The sequence below is a fragment of the Bradyrhizobium sp. RDI18 genome (genome assembly GCF_043203335.1).
Classification (GTDB): domain Bacteria; phylum Pseudomonadota; class Alphaproteobacteria; order Rhizobiales; family Xanthobacteraceae; genus Bradyrhizobium; species Bradyrhizobium retamae.
The window spans coordinates 1,635,897-1,657,572 of the sequence record NZ_JBICRN010000008.1 but is presented as its reverse complement, the minus strand read 5'-3'; the positions used below and the strand labels follow the sequence as shown (position 1 = coordinate 1,657,572).

Below are 21,676 nucleotides of genomic sequence, written 5' to 3'. Positions count from 1 at the left end.
GATCTGTCTCAGGAATACTGCATTGCATAGTTCGCGACAGTTGCGGCCAGGGTTGATGGCCACTGCCGTCATCCGCTGTTGAAATGACCTTGCTCTCAATACGGCTTCTTAAGTTGCATCAAGCCTGAACAGGCATGCCGGTATGCGACAATTTGCGACAAAGATGGCTCGGCGGGACAACGTTCTGCGACAGCTTGCGCCTAGATTGTTTCAGCCAGATCGGGGAATCATGCACCTGAGGCCGGTTCCCGCTCGGATCGGCCGGCATCGGCATCGGGATCCTGCGATCCCGATCCGATGCCGCGACGCTATCAGTGAAGCCAGCCACAACCATTTGATTTCGGTCGATCATACGCGGCCGATACATTCTGTTACACTTTTTCGATGGGTTGGGTGCGGGACTTCAGTATGATCCGGGACGGAGCAAACTAGATGGACTCGGCACCTCACATCGCCGTCGTGGATGATCATCGCGATATTCGCGATCTGGTCGGCAAATACTTGATGCAGCATGGCTACCGCATCAGTCTTGCGGAGAGCGCTGTTGCACTCCGCCGCTTGCTCGAACGAAGTGCTCTGGACCTGGTGGTTCTTGACGTCATGATGCCGGGTGAGGACGGACTGTCCCTCTGCCGCCATCTGCGCAGCACCACGGACCTTCCCGTTATCCTGTTGACTGCGATGGCTGAGGAGACCGATCGAGATCGTCGGCCTGGAAGTCGGTGCCGATGACTATGTGAGCAAGCCATTCAATCCCCGCGAACTCCTCGCCCGCATCAAAGCAGTGCTTCGACGAGTCCAAAGTCTTCCGCCGCAAAAGGGCCGGCTAGCGACCAAGGTTGTGCGCTTTGATCGATGGACCTTTGACGTCAACCGGCGCGAATTGACGGGCGACGACGGCGTTGCTGTGCCGCTCAGCACGGCGGAATTCCGCCTGTTGTGTGCATTTCTTGACCATCCCGGCCTGGTGCTCAGCCGCAATCAGCTTCTCGACCTGACGGTCGGCCGGGATGCCGATCCGTTTGACCGGAGCATCGACAATCAGGTCAGCCGCTTACGGAAGAAAATAGAGGCCGACCCGAAAGTACCAGCCTTGATCAAGACTCACTGGGGCGGAGGATACAGCCTCGCCGCGCAGGTCGAGCAGCCATGATGGGCTTGTGGAAGCGTAGTCTTGCGGCCCGTTTCATCTGTTTCACGCTGCTGTCTTTAGTGCTGTCGCAAGCCATCGTGTTCTTCATTTCCTGGGATGAGCACGGGCAGGCGATTCGGAAGGCCGCCAAGGGCGAGATATTCAGCCGGAGCGCCTCGCTCGCCCGGGTTTTGGAGGCGACGCCTCCGTCGCTGCAGACCGATATCCTTAATGCCAGCAACACCAGTTCAGCGAGATATTGGATATCGACCAACGGACTGAAGGATGCCTCCGCGTGGCGAGAGGAGGCATGGGAGCGCTTGGCGCAGCCATTGCCGCGCATGTCCTTTGCCGGCCACAGCGTGCCCGCCGAGGTGAGACCGGATTTCGCCCGAAACACCGCCAGCAGTAGCGGCGCTTCCTCGCAATGGGTCGACCTAAGGCCGGAAGCTTGGCCGCTGTCCCGACCAGCGAAATTTCTTTATCTCGATGATGCCACCGGCATGGGATTGGCCGTCCAGTTGGCTAACGGAGCATGGCTGAACACTGCATTTGCCAAGCCCGCGCAAGATGGCTTCTGGACCTCCAAATCCACCTTGGCGCTCGGCCTCTCTGCGTTGTCGTTGTCGATCATTGCCGTATTCGCCGCACGCGGCATCGCGCAACCATTGCGCCGGCTCGCCGTAGCGGCCGAAGCCTTCGGCCGCGGTCAGGAGATCGTACCGCTGCCGGAAACCGGCCCCGACGATATCCGGCGTACCGCCGAGGCATTCAATCGCATGCAAGAGCGCCTGCACCGCTTCGTCGACGACCGCACCAGAATGCTGGCCGCCATCGGCCATGATCTGCGCACACCTCTGACCTCGCTCCGCTTGCGCGCGGAATTCGTGCCCGACGGGGACGTCCGCGAGAAAATGCTCTCCACCATTTCCGAGATCCAGACGATGACGGAGGCGACGCTCGCATTCGCTCGCGAAGATGCAACCGCAGAAAGCACGCGGACCGTGGACCTCTCGGCTCTTGTGGAAAGTCTCTGCGATGATCTCGCTGAACTCGGTTATGACATCTCCTTTTCTGAAGGGCAGAAGATCAGCTATAGCTGCCGGCCAGACGCGCTGCGCCGCGCGTGCCGCAACCTGGTCGAAAATGCCATCCGGTATGGCGAGCGAGCGCGCGTCAGCGTGGAAAGGCAAGCCGATAGTGTCGAAATCACCGTCTCGGACGACGGCCCCGGTATTCCAGACAGTGCCAAAGAGCAGGTTTTTACGCCGTTTTTCCGGATTGAGAATTCGCGGAACCGCGAAACGGGAGGCGTGGGTCTCGGCCTTTCCATTGCCCGGACTATTGTCCGCCACCACGGCGGCGATATCGTCTTGACCAACAAGCAGAAGGGGCTACAGGCGACCATTAGCCTGCCAGCGCTGGACGGCGGGCCGCCGCCTCCCGTCAGCCGCCCGGTCGCAGGAGCGAGGGACGTTGCCAGCGCTCTCGAAAACGCAGGGCCTTCGTCGGTGGCCACGCCAACGGCTGCCACTCATTGATCAGAGGTGACGCAAAGATAACTGACTTCGAAGGTCAAATTTGTGCAGCGCGTTGGTGTGGTGCGGCAAGCGGGTGCGATAGGGAACTCGCTACTCGTGGATGAGTTTGTTTCTGGGTTCGCAGACCTTCAATCCGGAGGGAAGCCATGGAGCATCTCCGCTACCCGAACGAAACTGCCGAGTACCGTGTTGCCAGAAACGCGCTTCTAGACGACGAGATCGGGCTTCGTACCCACATTGAAGCTGTGGCAGCCAAGCGCCGCGCATTGCCGCTCGGCGGCAAAGTACCGGAAGACTATGTATTCGAGCGGATCGGCAAGAATGCAGCGCCTGAGAAGGTCAGGATGTCCGAGCTGTTCGGTCCGCATGACACGCTCATTCTGTACAGCTTCATGTATGGACCCGAGCGGGAGCTGCCATGTCCCGGCTGCACGCACCTGCTTGATGGGCTCGACGGTGCGGCAAGACACATCGGCCAGCGCGCTGCACTTTACATTGTCGCGAAATCCCCAATCGCACGTCTGGCCGCGTGGGCTCACGAGCGCGGCTGGGACCATCTGTCGTTTGTGTCTACGGCGGGCAATAGCTACGACGCGGATTATTTTGGTGACACGTCGAAGTTTCCCAAGGGCGTGCGCGCACAGCATCGCGTTCCGGACGGCGAGAACTGGGACGAAACGATCTTCAACGTGTTCAAGAAGAGTGGCGGAGCAATTCGTCACTTTTGGGGTTCAGAGATGAGCTTCGCACCAACTGAACCCAATCAACATCATCGCGCCGGGGATCTGGTCGACCCCTTGTGGGGGCTGCTCGATATGACCCCCGAAGGGCGTGGAGACTTTTTCCCCAAGGTAAAGTACGATTGACCCTTGGATCGACGGTGAGTGACCGAGGGAGCGACACGATGTCGGCGGTGCCGGAAGTCATATCCGCAGGCGCGAACGACCGGGCAAACGCGATCAGCACCATTGTGCTGGGCTTTGCGGCCGACCCGATGGCGCGTTTTGCTTGGCCCGATCCGTCCGTATACCTCCAGAACAATGCCTCGGATGGTCAATGCCTTCGGCGGCCGTGCTTTCGAGCATGGTACAGCCTACATCACCGAAGGGGCACGCGCTGCCGCCTTATGGCTGCCGCCGGGTGTCGAACCGGACGAAGCAGAAATGAACGCAATCATGGAGGAGTCCCTGCGCCCGGAGATCGCCGGGGATATCGGGGCCATCATGAAAGGAATGGCCGAACATCATCCGCATGAGCCGCATTGGTATCTGCCTCTTATCGCCGCCGATCCGAAATGGATCGGGCAGGGGCTTGGCTCGTTGCTGATGAAACATGCGCTTCGACGATGCGACGAGGAGGGCATCGCGGCCTACCTCGAAAGCTCGAACCCGCGTAACATTTCGCTCTATGAACGCCACGGCTTCAAGATCACCGGCAGAATCCAAAGCGGCTCTTCGCCAGTGGTGACGCCGATGCTGCGGCCCGCATCCTGAATGCTCGACGTGCTCGCGCTATCACCGTGCATCTCAGGAATAACGCACCTGCGCTTATTCCTGAGGTTCTAGGGCGACCTTCGCATTGACCAGAGGATAGCGTTGGTGAGGAATCGCTGGAAGCGGGCGTCCCGCCAAACTGACGGCTCGTGGCCTAGTGCCGTATAGAACACGCGTCCCTCGCCGTAGAACCGCGTCCATGCGAGAGGCCAACCATAGAATCGTTGATGCACGCCGGCCTTGCCAAGGTCCACCGAGCTTGGGTCGAGGCGCATGAGCACGCGTGATCGACGATGGTCGAAGTCGCTGATTTGGTAGATCTCGTCCTCGACCTGCAGCGATTTCCCGAGGAAAGCTACCAGAGGATCGCGCGGATCAACCACGTCGATGGTGACGGTCTGATGCCAGGGATGACCATTGAAGTAGCCGCCGACGAGGTCGAGATAATCCGGCCAGGCGTAGAATGTGTCCGTCGCCGAATGAACACCGAGGAATCCGCGGCCCGAGCGCACAAAATTGAGAAGAGCTGCCTTTTGCGCCTCGCTCATTGGCAGTTCTCCTGACGTGTAGAACGCCACCGCGGCGTAGCGTCCGAGGTTAGCGGCGGATAATTCGGACGTATCTTCCGTTGCGGTGATTTCAAAGGCGCCCGAGATCGCTTCCAAGCTGGGCCAGGATTGCCTCGGAAAGCGGTATGACATCATGCCGGTAGCCGGCCGAGTGCGTGAAATAGAGGACGCGCTCGCGCGCGGCTTGCGCATGCGCGCTTAGCGGTCGGATGGCCGCCGCGCCGCCGAGGAGCGCGATGAAATCGCGTCGCCGCACAATCCCCTCCGCTAAACCCAGCCAGCAATGTATCGAAAGAAGCTTAGCACAGATCGGCCCGGCGCTGGCCATGGGCCATCGCTACTCTCTGCCGTCCTATGCAACGCCACGTGCAGTTCATGCCTTCGGCTCTTTGGGGTCCCGATAGGCGATCGAGAGATTTGGCGGGCTGCCGCCGTCGGTATTTTCGTGTCTCGGAAAATGCCGGTTGCGAATGCCATGATTCGGTTGGCCATCCGCGAAAGCTCGAATCTGATGTGCGCCAATCTGTCCCGCCTTTCGCCTATGGCAGGGGCGGGACGATGCGGTACGCTCGTTGAAAATAAGGGAGCGAATATGCCAGTGAAAATCAGCCGCCGTCACTTCATCGCCGCCGGTGCGGCCGCCGCCGCAACGCCTTTCCTCGTGCGTGGCGCCTCCGCGCAAGCCGGGTGGCCGTCGCGGAATATCCGCATGGTCTGCAGCTACCCGGCGGGCGGGCAGACGGATCTGCTCGCGCGCGCCTTCGGCGATTTCATCTCCAGGCAGGTGGGGCAGACCGTCGTCATCGAAAACAAGGCGGGCGCCTCAGGCTCGATCGGCGCGGCGGAAGTCGCACGCGCCGCGCCCGATGGCCACACCATCCTGTGCTCGATTTCGACGACCTATGTGATGAACCGGGTCATGATGAAGAACCCCGGCTACGACATGGACAGAGACCTGACGCTCGTCAGCATCATCCCGGGCGCCGGACTGCTGCTGGTCGCGAGCCTGGCGTCCGGCGTCAAAACGCTGGACGATTTCGTCGCGTTCGCACGCAAGAAGGGCCAGGTGAATTTCGGCACCTATAGCGCGGGCTCGGCCCCGCACATGACGATTAATGAACTCAACAAGCAGTACGGCCTCAAGATAGAACCGATCCACTACCGGGGCGAAGCGCCGATGTGGACGGGTCTGATGGACGGCACGCTTGACGTCGCGATGGGCAGCTACACGGCCGCTCAACCCGTCCTGCAAGGCAACCACGGCGTGGTGTTCGCGGTGCATTCGAAAAAGGTAGCTGCGATCCCGAACGTCAAGACCCTTCCCGAACAAGGCGCGACATCGAAGTTCTTCACCGTGAGCGGCTTCACCGGCTGGGCATTGCCGAAGGCGACGCCGCAACCGATCGTCGATCGGCTTTCGGAACTCTGCGTGGCCGCCAACAACGATCCGAAAGTGAAGGAAGTTCTCGCCACGTTCGTGCTCGAGCCGGCGCTTGGCTTCAAGGAAAGCAATGCTCTGTATCAGCGCGAATTGCCGACCTGGATCGAGACCGCGCAGGCCCTCGGCCTGGAGCCGGCGTAGCGATTAGATGTAGCGCGTAGGGGTGGGCAAAGGCGCATCGCGCCGTGCCCACCATCGGCACTCCGCAGATGATGGTGGGCACGCTTCGCTTTGCCCACCCTACAACGCTACAAGACTCACTTCATCCCCGTACAACTCGCATAGAACGTCGTCGTCGCCGGCCAGTCCGAAAACATGCCGCGGATGCCGACCTGCTTGGCCAATATATCGAGCACCGTCAGCGTATCGCCGTCGCGGTCGATCGCGCTCCTGATCGACTTGTGATAGAAGCCGCCGCCCTTGTTGAGCGGGCCGTCGCGTTCCAGCGACCAGCCGATCAGGCCGAGGCCGGCGGCCTTGGCGGCCTTGGCGTATTCGGACGGCACGATTTCTTGTCTGTCGTTCAGCGTCAGCATGGTCCAGATCGGCGGGCCGAGGATCGCGACACCTTGCAACTTCAACTCCGCCATCGACGGCTTCCACGTCTCCGGCTTGTTGGGATCGAGACCCTGCTTTTCGTAGCGCTCTTCAAGATAGACCGCCTGTTTCGCGAATTCCGGTTCGGTCTTCACCCAGTAGAGCACGTCGGCGAGATTAAAGCTTTGCGCAAACACATCGCTCGGCGGAATGCCGGCCTTCTTGTAGGCGTCCAGCATCTGCGATGCGTATTTCTCCTGCGTGTAATCGCCGTCAAACGGCATCGGCACCTCGGGCGCCTTGAGCTCGGGCGTGAACTTGGCGCCGAGACTTTTGATCAGCGCGATGCTCTCGTCATGCGTCATCAGCGTGCCGGAATTGGCGTAGAGGTCGGTGCGCCAGCGCGGCGTGCCGTTCTGATATTCCTCAGGCGTCTTCGCGTCCGGATTGAAACCATCCATCTTCGCGCGCAGCCGCCGGAATTCGGTGAGCGTGATGTCTGACGTGCAGCACTTTGCGGAGGCTTTCTTGCCGGTCGCGGAATCGGCTGGGCTGAAGGCTTGCGTGCATTTTGCGGCAAGCTCCGGCACGGTCAGAATGTTGGTGGTGGTGTGCAGGTCGCACTGCGAATGGCGGCACACGAGCTGGCGGTCTTTCGTAAACGTCACGTCGCATTCGATGATGCCGGCGCCCATCCGGGCGGCGGCAATATAGGACTCCCTGGTATGCTCGGGAAATTCCAGCGCGGCGCCGCGGTGGCCGATGGAAAAATCGGTCTTGCGAAACGGCCCGGTGCACTGGCTGAGTTGTTGTTTCAGCGGCCCGTCTTTCATCTTGTCGACGAGATAGAACGGCCGCGGGCCAATCTGTGGCTCGCGGGGCAGCGGGATGTCCTCGGCCGCGGCGGGAAGGATCGCGGTCAACAGCCAGAGCGCTGACAGGAGGGCGGAGCGATGGCGGACGGACATGGGTGGCACCTCGGATAACGTATTGCGCGCAGTCTTGATATCACAGAGCATGTGACAGTTGCGTGTTGAAAGGTATGTAGGGTGGGCAAAGCGCAGCGTGCCCACCATTCCCTCCAACAATGCTGAATGAAATGGTGGGCACGGCGCTGCGCGCCTTTGCCCACCCTACAAGAGCCGAAGCAGGGAGAATGAAAATGCCCGCAGCCTTTTTCGTCGTCCGCGCCACTGTGACCGATCCGGCCAAGCGAGCGGCCTTCGACACCTGGTACTCGCGAGAGCATCTGCCGGACGCGATGAAATCGTTCGGCGCGTCGAAGGCATGGCGTTACTGGAGCGCGACCGATCCGTCGCTGCACGAGGCGATGTACCAGTTCACGGACAAGGCTGCGCTCGATCGCGCGATCGAGGGGCCAGAGCTGAAGCGGCTGGTCGCAGACTTCAACCGCGACTGGCCCGACGTGACGCGGACTCGCGAGGTGCTGGTGCTTGCCGAGGAGCGCGTGGCGTAAGACGCGAGGCGACGTGTCCGTCGTAGAGGCGTCGTCACACATGCGCGCGACGCAGAAATACCGCAAAGACGACAAAAGTTCCGCTGCAAACAACAGCGCGCGAAAATAATTCTCGATCGACTCCGTTCGCAGCAAAGCTGAACACTCAATTCAGCGCGCGTTCATCTCGGCGCCGTGAAGCTCTCTTTCTTGCACACAGCAAACGGAGGAAGGGATGTGATGGAACGCCGCCACTTTCTGAAGCTCGCCTTTGGATTTGTCGCGGGCGGTGTCGCGCTCGCAGCGAGCGCGGAGGCCGCGCCGCTGATGCCGGCACCGCTCGCCGATGACGCGAAGCTGCCCGCCAACAAGGATGCTCAACCCGCTGTCACGTCAGGCAAAGAAGTTGATCGCCTCGCGCCTGAAGAAGTACGATGGGGCCGCGGCCGACGTCGCGGTTGGGGCCGAAGGCATTGGGGCTGGCGCCGCCGCCGTTGGCGCCGCAGGCACTGGGGCTGGCATCGCCGCCGTCGCTGGCGCCGCCGCTACTGGCGCCGTCGCCGTTACTACTGGTAAGCGTCGTTGTTTAGAGAAGAAATAAAAAAGCCCCGCGCGAGCGGGGCTTTTGTGATTTGGAAATATCAGTAAGCGCGGCAGCGTCCGTAGCGCCACACGGTGCCGTAGGGGCACACGCGGCCAGGCCGCACCACGACGGTCCGAGCTGGAGGCCGCACCACGACGACCGGGGCTGGACGAACCACAACGGCCCGGCGTATGGGCTGGCAGCGGCCATAGGGGCCGCGAGCCCAGCCGGGGCCGCATCCTTGCGCGGCTTCTGCCGCGCCAAAGCTGGCAACGGTGCCCAGGGCCAAAACTGCTGCGAAAAGGTACTTCATGTTTTCTCCCGTTCTTGGCCGCGAGGCGGCACGGAGCGGAACTTAGTCCCGAGACCTGAATGGAACATGAATGTTCGCGGATGCTATGGCGCGGCCAGGAATCCGAGCACCAGTTCGTTATATTTGCCCGGCGCCTCGAGAAAGACCAGATGTCCCGTGTTAGGGATCACCTCGGCTCGGCCCTTCGCCATCCTGCCGGCTAGCGCTTTGGCCAGCTCGGCGTTCTGTCCCATCTTCGGGCGCAGCGCCTCCGGCGCATTCGCTTTTCCCGGCGCATTATGATCGTCGGCGCCCATCACGAACAGCGTCGGCTGCGTGATCAGCGGGATCTCGTGCACGACAGGCTCGCGATAGATCATCTGTGCGGAACTGACGAACGCGCGCAGCCAGCGCGAATATTCGGCGCTGCCCTTGATGTTGAAGCGCGCATCGATGAAGGGTGTCACCTGTTCGGGCCGCAGTTTGAGGGCGTAGTTGGTTTCGAGCTGTTTGCGATAGGCGTCCGCTGTGAGTTTATCTTCGTTCTCCAAAATCTTTTCGGTCGGCGTCGGCGGGACATAGAGCCGGTAATCCTCCAGGCCGATCGGAGCGGTCAGTACCAGATGCGCGATCCGGCCGGGGTAGGCGCGTGCGATCCGAACCCCGAGCATGCTGCCGAGCGAATGGCCCACGATGTCGGCCTTGGCGATTTGCAAGTGGTCGAGCAGCGCGATCGTGTTGCGCGCCAGCGCATCGAAATGCAAATCGCCTTGCGGCTTCGATGACTTTCCAAAGCCGATCTGGTCCGGCACGACCACGCGGTAACCGGCATCGCTCAAGGTCTTGATGACCGGCGCCCAGTAGCTCGATGGAAAATTACGGCCGTGCAGCAGCACCACGCTGCGTCCGTTGGGCTGCGCGGGAGCTATGTCCATATAGGCCATCCGCACCTGCTCGCCGTCGTTGACCAGCGGCAGCAGATGGACGGGGTAGGGATAGGCAAAACCTTCGAGCGCAATGCCGTAGGGTTCGCGTGTGGCCGGTCGTTCGGCTTCCGCCGCGGCCGCAGCCAATAACGGCATCGCGGAGAAGGCGACTGCTACAGCACCGATGCACATCCGTCGCATTGCAAAACTCCTGTCCTCGAGACAGGGGCGTATTGATGCCGACCTCGCGCACTGTAAAGACCTTGCATTTCACGTTTTGGCGAGAGCGCGAGTTGATTAACCCTCATGGTGGTGAGGAGGTGCGCAAGCGTCATCACGAATGAGCTTCGCTGCTCCCAAACAGCGCCGCGAACCGCTTTTCGCCGGTGCGCGTGAAATTCACGACGCGGCTGCCGGGTGCGGGATCGCGCGCCGCCCAGTTCAATTCGGTGAAGCGGTTCATCACCGCAGCTCCCAGCGTGCCGGCGAGATGGTGCCGCCGTTCGCTCCAGTCGAGACAGGCTTTGCACACGGGCCGGCGCGGGTGGGCGAGCATATCTGCGTCGATCTGCAGCGCCTCGGCGATGAAGCGCTTGCCCTCGCCGGTGAGTTCGATCGCCTGTTTGGTTTGCCGGACCAGCTTTTGCTTTCGCATGCTGTCGAGCATCTGCACGCCGAGATCGCCGGCCAGATGATCGTAGCAGATCCGGGCGCGGCGCAGCGCCGGCTCCTTCGGCCCGGTGCGCACGCGCGTGTGCCCGGCGCGCTCGGCAAGGCCCGCCAGCCCTTCGAGCACGCCCGCAACATCGGGGCCGGTGAGGCGGTAATAGCGATGACGGCCCTGCTTCTCCGGCTCGATCAGGCCGCCGGTCTCGAGCTTGGAAAGATGCGAACTCGCGGTCTGCGGCGTGATGCCGGCCTGGTGTGCCAGCTCGCTCGCGGTCAGCGCGCGGCCGTCCATCAGCGCGGTCAGCATGTTGGCGCGTGCGGGATCGCCGACCAGGGAGGCGACCATGGCGATATCAGGACCTGCTTTCATAGTTCGATGATAGCCGAAGCATCGCGGTAGAGCAAGCGGGTAGTCTCGCCTCGAACGTCATTGCGAGCGAAGCGAAGCAATCCATCGCGCCACACGCGGAGGAATGGATTGCTTCGTCGCTTTCGCTCCTCGCAATGACGGCGACAACAACTGGAGATACACCATGACCATCACCGTCTTCATCCGTTACCAGCTCGACCCGTTCAAGCGTGCCTTGTTCGAAGAGTATTCCAAAAATTGGCTCACCATTATTCCGAGATGCGGCGGCGACCTGATCGGCTACTGGATGCCGTACGAGGGCACCAACAACATCGCCTTCGCGCTGATCTCGTTCGACAGCCTCGCATCTTATGAAAGCTACCGGATGCGGCTGCGGGCGAGACAGCGAAGGCAAGGCCAACTTTGATTTCGCCGAGGAGAACAAGTTCATCCTCGCGGAGGAGCGGACGTTTCTGCGCGAGGTCGTGGCGTGAGACGTCTGGCGGAGCAGACGCAACGTTACTATGTAGGCGGCGCCAACAAACCGAGGGGAGCGACCCATGCTGACATCTGCTGACAAACGCGCCGCATTCAGGAAGTTGCACGAGAGCGGATGCTTCATCATCCCCAACCCGTTTGACGTCGGCAGCGCGAAGGCGTTGCAGCATCTCGGCTTCAAGGCGCTGGCGTCCACCAGCGCCGGTTTTGCCTGGACGCTGGGCAAGGCCGACAACCACGTCACCGTCGACGACGTCTGCGCCCATCTCGCCGCGATCTGCGCGGCGGTCGATATCCCCGTCAACGCCGATTTCGAGGACGGCTTTGCGCACGAGCCGGACAAGGTCGGCGCCAATGTCGCGCGCGCCGTCACGACCGGCGTGGCCGGTCTGTCGATCGAGGATTTTACCGGCGACAACGCAAAGCCGCTGTTTGATCGAGCGTTGGCGGTCGATCGCATCAAGGCGGCGCGCCAGGCGATCGATGCCGACAATAGCGGCGTGCTGCTCACCGGCCGCTGCGAGGCGTTCCTGCGGGGGCAGAAGGATTTGAAGCTCGTGATCGACCGGCTCACCGCCTATGCCGAAGCCGGCGCCGATTGCCTCTATGCGCCCGGCATCGCGTCGCCGGAAGAGATTTCGGCAGTCGTGAAAGCGGTGCACCCAAAGCCGGTCAACCTCCTGGTCGGCGCGGCCGGCCCGTCGCTGCAGGCGGCCTCCGATCTCGGCGTGCGCCGCATCAGCGTCGGCGCTTCGCTGGCGCGGATGGCCTGGGCTGGCTTCATGAAGGCGTCAAAGGAGATGGCGGAGAAGGGCACCTTCGGCGAGTTCGCCAACGGCTATCCCGGCGGCGAGATCAACAAGATGTTCAGTTAGCCGCGCAAGCGAGGTGCAAAGAAAAGCAGCGGACGTTAAGCCCGCTGCTTTGTTAGTGTATGTCCACCCTACTGCTTGGAGCGATCGACCTCGGTGCCGGTCGGGTTCTGCGACGGCGGCGTCGGGCGATTGGTCGCGGCGCCGGTGGTCGTGCCAGGATCGGTGTTGCTGCGCGGCGTTACGTCACGCATGCCCGGAGGCGCCGACGGGTTGGCCGGCTGCGTCTGCTGCGCGGTGTTGGTCGACGAGGTACCGGCCTGCTGCACCGTGGTGTTGTTCAGGCCATAGAACAGCGCGCCGAGTACGAGCGCGATGGCAACGGCGAACATCGCGACCTTGGCGCCACTCGGCGGACCTTCGGACAGCGCGGGATCGGGCTGCAGCTCATTGTCGAGACTGTTGAAGCGGGCCTGACGGCGGACTTCTTCATCGCTCAGGCCGGCGCGGTAAGGATCGTTCGGATCGGGTTGGTGTGCCATGAATGGGTTCCTCCGTTAGGCATCCCGAAGTCAAGCGCAGGGATAATGGCTGGCCTGCGCGGATGTTCCGCGCCAATGTTGCAAGTCCGTAATGTTGGAACCCGTGATCCGCTCACGTGCGCGCGTTGACGGTGGCGTTCCCCGGATGCAGCGCAGCGTGCGCTCATTGACGCCGCGCGTTCGCGACTTCCGCCGCCGTCACCAGCGGAGCCGCATTGCCCCAGGCATTGCGGATATAGTTCGTCACGTCGGCGATCTGCTGGTCGGTCATCTTGGCGGCATAGCCCGGCATCGATCCCTTGTTGGGTGCGCGCGGCGTCGTCACGCTCTCGGCGCCGTCGAGAATGACGCGCAGCGCAGAGGAGGGATCGGCCGATTGCAAATTGGCGTTGCCGGGCAGTGGTGGATAGATCCGCGGCGCACCCGATCCATCGGCCTCATGGCAGGCGATGCAGGCGCTCCGGTAGAGCTTTTCGCCCGCGGCCATTCGTGCGGCTGGAGGCGGTGTGACCTTCGGCTCCGGCGCGCCCGCCGGCAGATCCTTCAGGTAAACCGCGATCGCGCGGACATCCGCATCGCTCATCTTCGAAGTCGAGTTGATCACGACCTCCGACATCAGCTCGCCGGCGTGGCTTCTGCCGTTGCGGCCGCTCTGCAGATATTCGGCGATGTCGTCTACGCTCCAGGATTTCAGGCCGCTGCGCGTCGCGCCGTCGAGCCGCGGCGCGAACATGCCCGCGACCCGCCCGCCGCCGTAAGCATGGCCACGCTTGTCTGCGCCGAAAAAGTTCTTCGGCGTATGGCAGGCGCCGCAATGGGCGATGCCTTCGACCAGATAGCGGCCGCGATTCCATTCCGCGCTCTTGGCCTGGTCCGGCATCAGGATGCCGGGCTTGAAGAACAGCCAGTTCCAGCCGCGCATGACGAAACGGTAGTTGAACGGCCAGCGCAGCTCCGGCGCACGCGGTGCGTTCGCGACCGGTGTCAGCGTCGCCAGATAGGCGCGGATTGCCAAAATGTCCTGCCGCGTCAATTTCGTAAAATTCGGATAGGGGAAGGCCGGGTAATACCGCGATCCATCTCGCGCCACGCCGAAGCGGAGCGCGCGGTAGAAATCGTCATCGCTCCACGCGCCGAGTCCGGTTTCGCGATCCGGCGTCAGGTTGGGCGCGTAGATGCCGCCGAACGGCGTGTCGATCCGCTTGCCCCCGGCGAACGGCTTTGCAGGATCGGCGGTGTGGCAGCTTGCGCAGTCGCCGGCGTCCGTCAGCGCCTTGCCGCGCGCGATGTCCTCGGCCATCGCCGGTTCGCCCTTGGGCTGGGCATGGCCTTCGCCGGCTATGAACGCAGTGCACAAAAGCAGTGCCGCGAGAATCGCCCGCATGGTCGTCCCTGCACCGATTGACCTTCCGGAGCGTTATAGCGCGAAAGCGCACACAGCGGGGGCGCCATGCCATTTCGCGCCGGGGCTTCCGGACGACACAAACCGAAATGCCGCGCCGATTTTCCCGGCACGAAGTTGCGAAGTTTGAAGGCGCGGCCTTCTTGCCGAGATTTGTGGTGCGCGGCCCGGAAAAACCGACATAGACTGGTTCTAACGAGCTCAGATGCTTAGCTAAAAAAGCGTCGTCACGATCAAGGCTTACCGCCAAAGAGGGCTGCAATGGGAATTAACCAGGGTCCGATCAGTCTCGATCAAAAGTACACCCAAGGCTCCGGCCACATCTTCCTGACCGGCATCCAGGCGCTGGTCCGCCTGCCGATGGCGCAAATTCGCCGCGACCGCGCCGCAGGGCTCAACACCGCGGGCTTCATCTCCGGTTACCGCGGCTCCCCCTTGGGCGGTTACGACCAGCAGCTCTTCGCCGCCCGCAAACATCTCGAACAGTACAACATCAAGTTCCAGCCCGGCGTGAACGAGGATCTCGCGGCCACCGCGATCTGGGGCTCGCAGCAGCTCAATCTCTCGCCCGGCGCCAAGTACGACGGCGTGGTCGGCATCTGGTACGGCAAAGGCCCCGGCGTCGACCGCTGCGGCGACGTCTTCCGCCACGGCAACACGGCCGGCTCGGCTAAACATGGCGGCGTGCTGTGTCTCGCCGGCGATGATCACGGCGCCAAATCCTCAACCGTTCCGCATCAGTCCGACCACGCCTTCATCTCCGCGCTGATGCCGTATCTCTATCCCTCCAGCATCCATGAAATGATCGAGATGGGCCTTCTGGGTATCGCGATGTCGCGCTACTCCGGCTGCTGGGTCGGCATGAAGGTGATCACCGAGACGGTGGAAACCACCGCCGAGATCGACCTCACCGACGAGATGACGCCGTTCGCGATCCCGACCGATTTCGAGATGCCGCCGGGCGGCCTCAACCTGCGCTGGCCCGACGACCGCTATGCGCAGGACCTGCGCCTGCAGGACTACAAGGGCTATGCCGCGATCGCGTTTGCGCGCGCCAACAAGATCAACCGCATCACCATGGATTCGCCGAATGCCCGCTATGGCATCATGGCATCCGGCAAGAGCTACGAGGACATCCGTCAGGCGCTGCGCGAGCTCGGGATCACCGAGGAGGTCGCAGCCAAGATCGGCTTGCGGCTTTACAAGATCGGCATGCCCTGGCCGCTGGAGCCCGAAGGTGTCCGCAACTTCGCCATCGGCCTCGAGGAAATCTTCATCGTCGAAGAGCGCCGCGAGATCGTCGAGAACCAGGTCAAGCAGGAGCTGTTCAACTGGCGCGACGACGTCCGCCCGCGCATCGTCGGCAAGATGGACGACCACGACAAACGTTTTCTCACCTTTGCCGCCGAGCTTTCCGTTGCGTCGCTGGCGAGCTCGCTAACCGAGCGGCTTCTTCGACTTAATCTCAATCCCGAAATCGCCGCGATGCTGCGCGCCAAGGCCGACTGGTTCAATGGCCGACAGGCGACCCAGATGCAGGCGGTGGCACCGGTCACCCGCACGCCGTATTTCTGCTCGGGCTGTCCGCACAACACCTCGACCAAGGTACCGGAAGGCAGCCGCGCCTTTGCCGGCATCGGCTGTCACTTCATGGCGCTGTGGATGGACCGCAACACCGAGACCTACACCCATATGGGAGGCGAGGGCGTGCCGTGGGTCGGCGTCGCACCCTTCACCAAGGAAGAGCACGTGTTCGCCAATCTCGGCGACGGCACCTACTTCCACTCCGGCAGCCTTGCGATCCGTCAGGCGATCGCCTCGGGCGCCAACATCACCTACAAGATCCTCTATAACGACGCGACCGCGATGACCGGCGGTCAGCATGTCGACGGCGAATTATCGCCGCAGCAGATCACCTTCCAGCTCCATTCGGAAGGCATCCGCAACATCTACCTCGTCTCGGAAAACCCCGACGCCTATCCTGCGTCCGAGATCGCGCCCGGCGTCAAGACCGCGCATCGCGACGAGCTTCAGGACGTCATGAAGACCTGCCGGACGCTGAAGGGCACGTCGGCGATCGTGTTCGTGCAGACCTGCGCCGCGGAAAAGCGCCGCCGCCGCAAGCGCGGCCTGATGGAAGACCCGGCGCGCCGCGTCATGATCAATCCGGCCGTGTGCGAAGGCTGCGGCGATTGCTCGGTGCAGTCGAACTGCATCTCTGTCGAGCCGCTGGAAACCGAGATGGGCCGCAAGCGCACCATCAACCAGTCGACCTGCAACAAGGATTATTCCTGTCTCAAGGGCTTTTGCCCGTCCTTCGTCACCATCGACGGTGGCAAGCCGCGCCGCCGCGCGCCGGCAAGCCTTGATGGTACAGGTGTTGGCGACATCGGCGATCTGCCGGAGCCGGCCTCATTCCCGTCGCTGGAGCGGCCCTACAACATCGCGGTCGGCGGCGTCGGCGGCACCGGCGTCTTGACGATCGGCGCGCTGCTCGGCATGGCTGCCCATATCGAGGGCAAGGCCAGCATGATCCTCGACATGTCCGGCCTGGCGCAAAAGGGCGGGGCGGTGCTGAGCCACGTCCGGCTTTCCGAGCACACCGCCGACGTCACCTGTTCGCGGATCGTCACCGGTACCGCCGATCTCGTGATGGCTGCCGACGAGGTGGTCGCCGCTGCCAAGGATACCATCACGCTTTGTGAAGCCAGCCGTACCGTTGGCGTCATCAATACCCACGTGATCCCGACTGCCGACTTCATCCTCAACCGCGATTTCAATTTCCAGAGCCGCAAGGTCAACCACGTGCTGGAGACCGAGCTGCGCAAGGATTCGTCGTTCTACGATTTTACCAAACCGGCCGAAGCGCTGCTTGGCGACTCCATTGCCACCAACATCATGATGCTGGGCTATGCCTATCAGAAGGGCCTGCTGCCGCTGTCGGCAAAGGCTATACTGCAGGCGATCGAGGTCAACGGCGTTTCGATCAAGATGAACACGCAGGCCTTCCAGCTCGGCCGTTTGGCTGCCGCCGATCCGGCGCGGCTTGAGGCGATGATGAAGGGCCAGGATGAGGTCGTCGCGCCGAAGACGCTGGATGCAATGACGCTGGACGAGATCATTGTCCATCGCAGCGCGCACCTCGCCGACTATCAAAATGCCGCGCTCGCCGAGCGCTATCGCAGCCTCGTGAAGCGAGTCCGTGACGCCGCCACCGACGGCGGCTATGGCGAGGCCTTGCCGCGGGCGGTCGCGATCAACTACGCCAAACTGCTCGCCTACAAGGACGAATACGAAGTCGCGCGGCTGTTCACCGATGGCCGCTTCGAGAAACAGCTCCGCGACCAGTTCGAAGGCGAGTTCAAGTTCAATTTCAATCTGGCGCCGCCGATCCTCGGCGGTGGCCTCGATGCGCTCGGCCGCCCGAAGAAGCGCGCCTTCGGCGCTTGGATGATGCCGGTGTTCCGAACATTGGCAAGGCTGCGCTTCCTGCGCGGCACGCCGCTCGACGTCTTCGGCTACAGTCCCGACCGCAAGCTCGAGCGCGACCTGATCGCAGCCTACGAGAAGGATGTCGAAACCGTGCTCGGCCTGTTGTCGCCGCTCACCCACGACACCGCGGTCGAAATTCTCGCGCTGCCCGACCGCATCCGCGGTTACGGCCCGATCAAGGAGAAGGCGGTGCACGACGCCAAAGCGCGCCACGCCCAACTCACCGCCGACCTCGCCAGCCCGCCGCCTGCGCCAAGGCAATTGGCGGCGGAGTAAATCTGGCCGTGTCCCGGACGCGGCGCAGCGCCCAAGCGCTGCTCCGCAGAGCCCGGGACCCATCTCGCCGCATGGGCCCCGGCTCAGCAGCGCACCGCTTAAGCGCTGCGCTGCGTCCGGGGCACGAGAGTCGCGACGTCGTGCGAGTTAGCTCACACTAAACCCTCATGGTGAGGAGCCGCGTGAGCGGCGTCTCGGACCGAAGGGCCAGCTGGTGCCATTGATCCTTCGAGGCGCCGCTCCGCGGCTGATTGTTGTTCTTGTAGTAAGAGAATCCGACAACGTATGCGTGAAAGAACCTGATTATGGCCCTCCATCTCGATACACCGCTCATCGTGTCCCGCAAGCTTAGCGTCCTTGCCGACAGGGGTATCTGGCTAAAATTCGATGCGCTTCAACCTTCCGGGTCCTTCAAACTGCGTGGTGTCGGGGCCGCCTGCGAGGAATATAAGCGTCAAGGCAAAACCCGTTTTGTCTCTTCATCCGGTGGCAATGCCGGGCTTGCCGTTGCCTATGCCGGTCGCGTTCTCGACATTCCCGTGACGGTAGTGGTCCCTCAGTCGACGCCGCTCCATGCGAAAAATCTGTTGGAGCAGGAGGGCGCGACGGTCATCGTGCATGGCACGGTCTGGGCGGAAGCGAACGAACTGGCGCAATCGCTCCTCGACGAGACGACAGCCTTCCTTCATCCGTTTGACGATCCGTTGCTGTGGAGCGGTCATGCGACCCTGATCGACGAAGTGGTCCGGTCGGGAGCTGAGTTTGATGGGGTCATCCTGTCCGTCGGCGGCGGCGGCCTGCTTTCCGGCGTCGCCGAAGGACTGCAGCGAAACAATCTCGCGGATCTGCCAATTCTCGCGGTGGAAACGGAAGGTGCCGATTGCCTCGCGAGAGCACTGGCGGCTGGCGAGAACATCCCCATCCCGGCGATTACATCGGTGGCCACGTCGCTTGGTGCCAACAAAGTTGCCGAACATGCCTTCAAGCTCGCCCGCAGCCGCGACGTGCGCAGCGCCGTCGTTTCTGACCTTGAGGCACTCGACGCCTGCGAGCAATTCCTGCACGACCACCGTGTGCTCGTAGAGCCGGCCTGTGGTGCGTCTTTAGCTGTCGTCTACAGCCAGCAGCGGCGCCGGGCACTGGATGGCATCAAATCTCCCTTGGTCGTGGTGTGCGGTGGGGCGACGGCGACACTGGAAAAGATTCGGGAATGGCGGGCCGCTGCTGAGAAAACAGTCACACCGATCGCGGCACTATCCGCTTGACTTGGTTCCACCCGTAGAGCTGCGATGCGACTTCAGGAAATTGGCAACCGCGCGGGCCAGCGAACTGCCTATGGAATCAAAACCTTGTCTCCATAGCTTCGATGGGGTGTAGTCGCCATCAGCTTGCCACTGCGTTGACGCATTGCCTGCTTCACACCAGCAACGGGTTAGCGGATGGACCAGGCCCTCGCCGACATTGGCATCATCTCCGCCTATCGCTTCGCGGGCGACGGCTCCGCGACGAAGCTCGATGTCGCCAACCTCGATGCGGAACTCGCCGATCCGCACGGCTGGCTGTGGCTGCATTTCAACCTGTCCAACCGTCGCTGCCACGACTGGCTCGCCAGGAGTGCTGCACTGTCCGATGTCGCGCGCGAGACCCTGCTCGATGCCGACGAGCATATCCGCCTCGATATATTCGACGAAGAGATCGCCGGCGTTTTGCCTGACCTGCATCAGGAGTTCATGCAGGAGGGCGACGATCTCCTGCGGGTGCACTTTGCGATCTCGTCGAAGCTGATGATCACCGCCCGGCGCAAGCCGCTGCGCGCGATCGAGCTGACACGGCGAGCCATCGATGGCGGCCGCAAGTTTCCCAGCCCGGTGTCGCTGTTCGATGCGATCGTCGACCAGTTCGCCGATGTGATCGGACGCTATTCGGCAGGCCTCGGTGACGAACTCGACATCGTCGAGAATCATGTACTGCACGACGAGATCGACGATGAGCGATTGCGGCTCGGCCGCGTGCGCCTGCAGGCGATCCGCACGCGGCGGCAGCTCTCGCAGATCCGTGCGCTGTTTCATCGCATGGAGGCGCGCGAGGACGTCGAATCCGAGACTCTGCTGTCGGCGATGCGCAAGCTTGCGCAGAAGTTCGACGCGCTCGACTACGAGTTCAGCGCGATCTACGAGCGCGCGCGGCTGCTGCAGGACGAGATTGCCGGCCGCATGACGGCGATCACCAACCGCCGCCTGTTCACGCTGTCGGTCCTGACTGCTTGCATGCTGCCCTCGACGCTGGTCACCGGCTTCTTCGGCATGAACACCAAGGACATGCCATTCCAGACCGGCGACGGCGGCACCTGGTACGCGCTTCTGCTGGTGATCGCCGCGGGAGCACTGACCTGGTGGCTGCTCAGGCGGACCAAGGCCCTTTAGGCCGATCGCTCCGCTTGCGCGCTGCGCTGCATCGGTATTAACGACGAGACTAACTCCTCGCTCGATCAACGTGAGCAACGACTAGCCTGCCGCTCGCAGTCGATGTATAATCATCCTCATGGGTTGGGATGCGAAAGACGTAGCACTGCTCAAAAAGCTCTGGGCCGATGGCCACAGCGCCGGCCAGATCGCAACTCGGCTAGGCCTTAGCCGCAATGCCGTGAGCGCCAAGCTGCAGCGCATGGGCCAGAAGCGCGGTCGTAAGCCGCCAACCGCGAACCCCAGGATCGTATCGGTGCCGAAGCGAAAGGTGGCGCAGTTGGCCTGTGCCCGCCCGGCGGACAAGGTGGTGTCCCCGCGCAAGCCGGCGGCAACGCAGCCCAAGGAATTCACCAAGCGCCAGCTTTACGCGATGCTGGTTGATGCGGTCAGGAATACCGGCTGACGCTTGCTGATTGGCCCGTCAGCAAATCAACCGGCGCCGATCGTGCCGCATGCATCCAGTACCGCCCCCAAGCCCGCTGCGCCAAAACACGAATTTCACCTGCCGATTCAACGTGATTTGGGTCGTCCAGATCGCGTGGCGAAAATATATCGCTTCTCATTACCCCCAAATCAGCTCCATCTTCGCGCCATCCCGCCTCATCGAAGAGGGGCGTACGCGTCGTCACGATACGTGGAGTGCGGGGAGCGGTGGACGCGAGGGCGCTCGCGCGCGCGAGGCATTGCAGGGCGGCCTTCGGGCTGTGAGCAATTAATCAGCGCAGGACGAGTGGCGCATTTCGCGTACGGCAAAACCGTGTGGTCCTGGCACCCGTGGCTGGTGTCAAGCCGGCGGAGGTTTTGCGAGACCCGACCGGGTTTCCAAATACCTTCAATCCGCCGGCGATGGAGGCAAGAGGAATTCGTCTCCAAGGAGAGCACGGCATAAGCCGTAAAACCACTGCGCAGGGAAGGCCGGTTGTTTCGGCTGATACCTGTATGCTCGTGTGCGTATCTTTGCGCATTGCCTGCACACGAGACCGCGGGTGCCAGCCAGCACCCGGTCTTCCCTGCGCCCTCTCGACAAGGAGGGGGCAAGCGATCAGGTACAACTCGGGCGCGTCGCGCCGCGAGAACGCGGCGCTGTGAAACGTGAAGCCGAACGGCGGGGCGCGCGTTCCGGCCTGATAAGATTTTCGCCGATAATCATCCCGACTTGAGTCTAGTCGCTACGCTCTCGCCCGGCGGAATATTTCCGCGC

At 62.4% G+C, this 21,676-nt stretch carries 18 protein-coding genes and 3 pseudogenes; 13 read left to right on the top strand and 8 right to left on the bottom strand.

Features of this window, described 5'->3' with window-relative positions:
- Positions 1 to 432 precede the first annotated feature (432 nt).
- The 4 genes and pseudogenes from ACFXS9_RS16970 to ACFXS9_RS16955 all read left to right on the top strand — a co-directional run bounded on the left by ACFXS9_RS16970 (position 433) and on the right by ACFXS9_RS16955 (position 4,166).
- Positions 433 to 1,153: pseudogene (locus ACFXS9_RS16970) on the top strand (response regulator).
- Positions 1,154 to 1,452: 299 nt separating this feature from the next.
- Positions 1,453 to 2,673, top strand: a complete 1,221-nt coding sequence (locus tag ACFXS9_RS16965; protein WP_392690508.1) for a sensor histidine kinase — start codon at positions 1,453 to 1,455, stop codon at positions 2,671 to 2,673.
- A 146-nt stretch (positions 2,674 to 2,819) separates the two neighbouring features.
- On the top strand, positions 2,820 to 3,539 hold the full coding sequence (locus ACFXS9_RS16960; RefSeq protein WP_392690506.1) for a DUF899 family protein: 720 nt from the start codon (positions 2,820 to 2,822) through the stop codon (positions 3,537 to 3,539).
- Positions 3,540 to 3,577: 38 nt separating this feature from the next.
- Positions 3,578 to 4,166: pseudogene (locus ACFXS9_RS16955) on the top strand (GNAT family N-acetyltransferase).
- Between the two features lie 68 nt (positions 4,167 to 4,234).
- Here the strand turns inward: ACFXS9_RS16955 and ACFXS9_RS16950 are convergent.
- Entirely contained in the window at positions 4,235 to 4,867 is a 633-nt protein-coding gene (locus tag ACFXS9_RS16950) for a ThuA domain-containing protein (protein WP_392699827.1), read from the bottom strand.
- On the bottom strand, positions 4,806 to 5,063 hold the full coding sequence (locus tag ACFXS9_RS16945; RefSeq protein WP_392690504.1) for a hypothetical protein: 258 nt from the start codon (positions 5,061 to 5,063) through the stop codon (positions 4,806 to 4,808). The genes ACFXS9_RS16950 and ACFXS9_RS16945 overlap by 62 nt, the downstream gene beginning before the upstream one ends.
- 264 nt (positions 5,064 to 5,327) lie before the next feature.
- On the opposite strand from ACFXS9_RS16945, the gene ACFXS9_RS16940 reads away from it, so the two are divergent.
- Positions 5,328 to 6,317, top strand: coding sequence for a Bug family tripartite tricarboxylate transporter substrate binding protein (locus ACFXS9_RS16940; RefSeq protein WP_392690502.1), 990 nt, complete (start codon positions 5,328 to 5,330; stop codon positions 6,315 to 6,317).
- A gap of 116 nt (positions 6,318 to 6,433) precedes the next feature.
- Here ACFXS9_RS16940 and ACFXS9_RS16935 read toward each other — a convergent pair whose 3' ends face one another.
- The gene (locus tag ACFXS9_RS16935) at positions 6,434 to 7,681 is read right to left on the bottom strand and encodes a glycerophosphodiester phosphodiesterase family protein (protein ID WP_392690500.1); all 1,248 of its coding nucleotides are present in this window, start codon (positions 7,679 to 7,681) and stop codon (positions 6,434 to 6,436) included.
- A 194-nt stretch (positions 7,682 to 7,875) separates the two neighbouring features.
- On the opposite strand from ACFXS9_RS16935, the gene ACFXS9_RS16930 reads away from it, so the two are divergent.
- Both ACFXS9_RS16930 and ACFXS9_RS16925 read left to right on the top strand, forming a co-directional pair.
- Entirely contained in the window at positions 7,876 to 8,190 is a 315-nt protein-coding gene (locus tag ACFXS9_RS16930; RefSeq protein WP_392690499.1) for a hypothetical protein, read from the top strand.
- Between the two features lie 219 nt (positions 8,191 to 8,409).
- Complete coding sequence (locus ACFXS9_RS16925; RefSeq protein ID WP_392699825.1) at positions 8,410 to 8,745, top strand: twin-arginine translocation (Tat); 336 nt, start codon at positions 8,410 to 8,412, stop codon at positions 8,743 to 8,745.
- Between the two features lie 65 nt (positions 8,746 to 8,810).
- Here ACFXS9_RS16925 and ACFXS9_RS16920 read toward each other — a convergent pair whose 3' ends face one another.
- The 3 genes from ACFXS9_RS16920 to ACFXS9_RS16910 form a co-directional block, all read right to left on the bottom strand.
- A complete protein-coding gene (locus ACFXS9_RS16920; protein WP_392690497.1) occupies positions 8,811 to 9,065 on the bottom strand; it encodes a GCG_CRPN prefix-to-repeats domain-containing protein in 255 nt (84 codons plus the stop codon).
- An 83-nt stretch (positions 9,066 to 9,148) separates the two neighbouring features.
- Entirely contained in the window at positions 9,149 to 10,171 is a 1,023-nt protein-coding gene (locus ACFXS9_RS16915; RefSeq protein WP_392690495.1) for an alpha/beta fold hydrolase, read from the bottom strand.
- Positions 10,172 to 10,304: 133 nt separating this feature from the next.
- Positions 10,305 to 11,009 (bottom strand): metalloregulator ArsR/SmtB family transcription factor, encoded by a 705-nt coding sequence (locus ACFXS9_RS16910; RefSeq protein WP_334363305.1) that lies wholly within the window; start codon positions 11,007 to 11,009, stop codon positions 10,305 to 10,307.
- A 163-nt stretch (positions 11,010 to 11,172) separates the two neighbouring features.
- Here ACFXS9_RS16910 and ACFXS9_RS16905 point away from each other — a divergent pair.
- Together ACFXS9_RS16905 and ACFXS9_RS16900 are read left to right on the top strand one after the other, a co-directional pair.
- A pseudogene (locus ACFXS9_RS16905) lies at positions 11,173 to 11,482 on the top strand (NIPSNAP family protein).
- Positions 11,483 to 11,548: 66 nt separating this feature from the next.
- Entirely contained in the window at positions 11,549 to 12,361 is an 813-nt protein-coding gene (locus tag ACFXS9_RS16900; RefSeq protein WP_392690493.1) for an oxaloacetate decarboxylase, read from the top strand.
- A 68-nt stretch (positions 12,362 to 12,429) separates the two neighbouring features.
- On the opposite strand, the gene ACFXS9_RS16895 is transcribed toward ACFXS9_RS16900, so the two are convergent.
- Positions 12,430 to 12,840, bottom strand: a complete 411-nt coding sequence (locus tag ACFXS9_RS16895) for a hypothetical protein (RefSeq protein ID WP_392690491.1) — start codon at positions 12,838 to 12,840, stop codon at positions 12,430 to 12,432.
- 163 nt (positions 12,841 to 13,003) lie between these two features.
- Entirely contained in the window at positions 13,004 to 14,224 is a 1,221-nt protein-coding gene (locus tag ACFXS9_RS16890) for a c-type cytochrome (RefSeq protein WP_392690489.1), read from the bottom strand.
- A gap of 279 nt (positions 14,225 to 14,503) precedes the next feature.
- Here ACFXS9_RS16890 and ACFXS9_RS16885 point away from each other — a divergent pair, with 279 nt between their 5' ends.
- From ACFXS9_RS16885 to ACFXS9_RS16870, 4 genes are all read left to right on the top strand, one after another.
- Positions 14,504 to 18,010, top strand: coding sequence for an indolepyruvate ferredoxin oxidoreductase family protein (locus tag ACFXS9_RS16885; RefSeq protein WP_392690487.1), 3,507 nt, complete (start codon positions 14,504 to 14,506; stop codon positions 18,008 to 18,010).
- A gap of 305 nt (positions 18,011 to 18,315) precedes the next feature.
- Positions 18,316 to 19,275, top strand: coding sequence for a pyridoxal-phosphate dependent enzyme (locus ACFXS9_RS16880; RefSeq protein WP_392690485.1), 960 nt, complete (start codon positions 18,316 to 18,318; stop codon positions 19,273 to 19,275).
- Between the two features lie 174 nt (positions 19,276 to 19,449).
- The gene (locus tag ACFXS9_RS16875) at positions 19,450 to 20,433 is read left to right on the top strand and encodes a CorA family divalent cation transporter (RefSeq protein WP_392690483.1); all 984 of its coding nucleotides are present in this window, start codon (positions 19,450 to 19,452) and stop codon (positions 20,431 to 20,433) included.
- 118 nt (positions 20,434 to 20,551) lie between these two features.
- Positions 20,552 to 20,878 carry a GcrA family cell cycle regulator gene (locus ACFXS9_RS16870; RefSeq protein WP_392690481.1) on the top strand — a complete coding sequence of 109 codons (327 nt, stop codon included), beginning with the start codon at positions 20,552 to 20,554 and terminating at the stop codon, positions 20,876 to 20,878.
- The last annotated feature ends 798 nt before the right edge of the window (positions 20,879 to 21,676 follow it).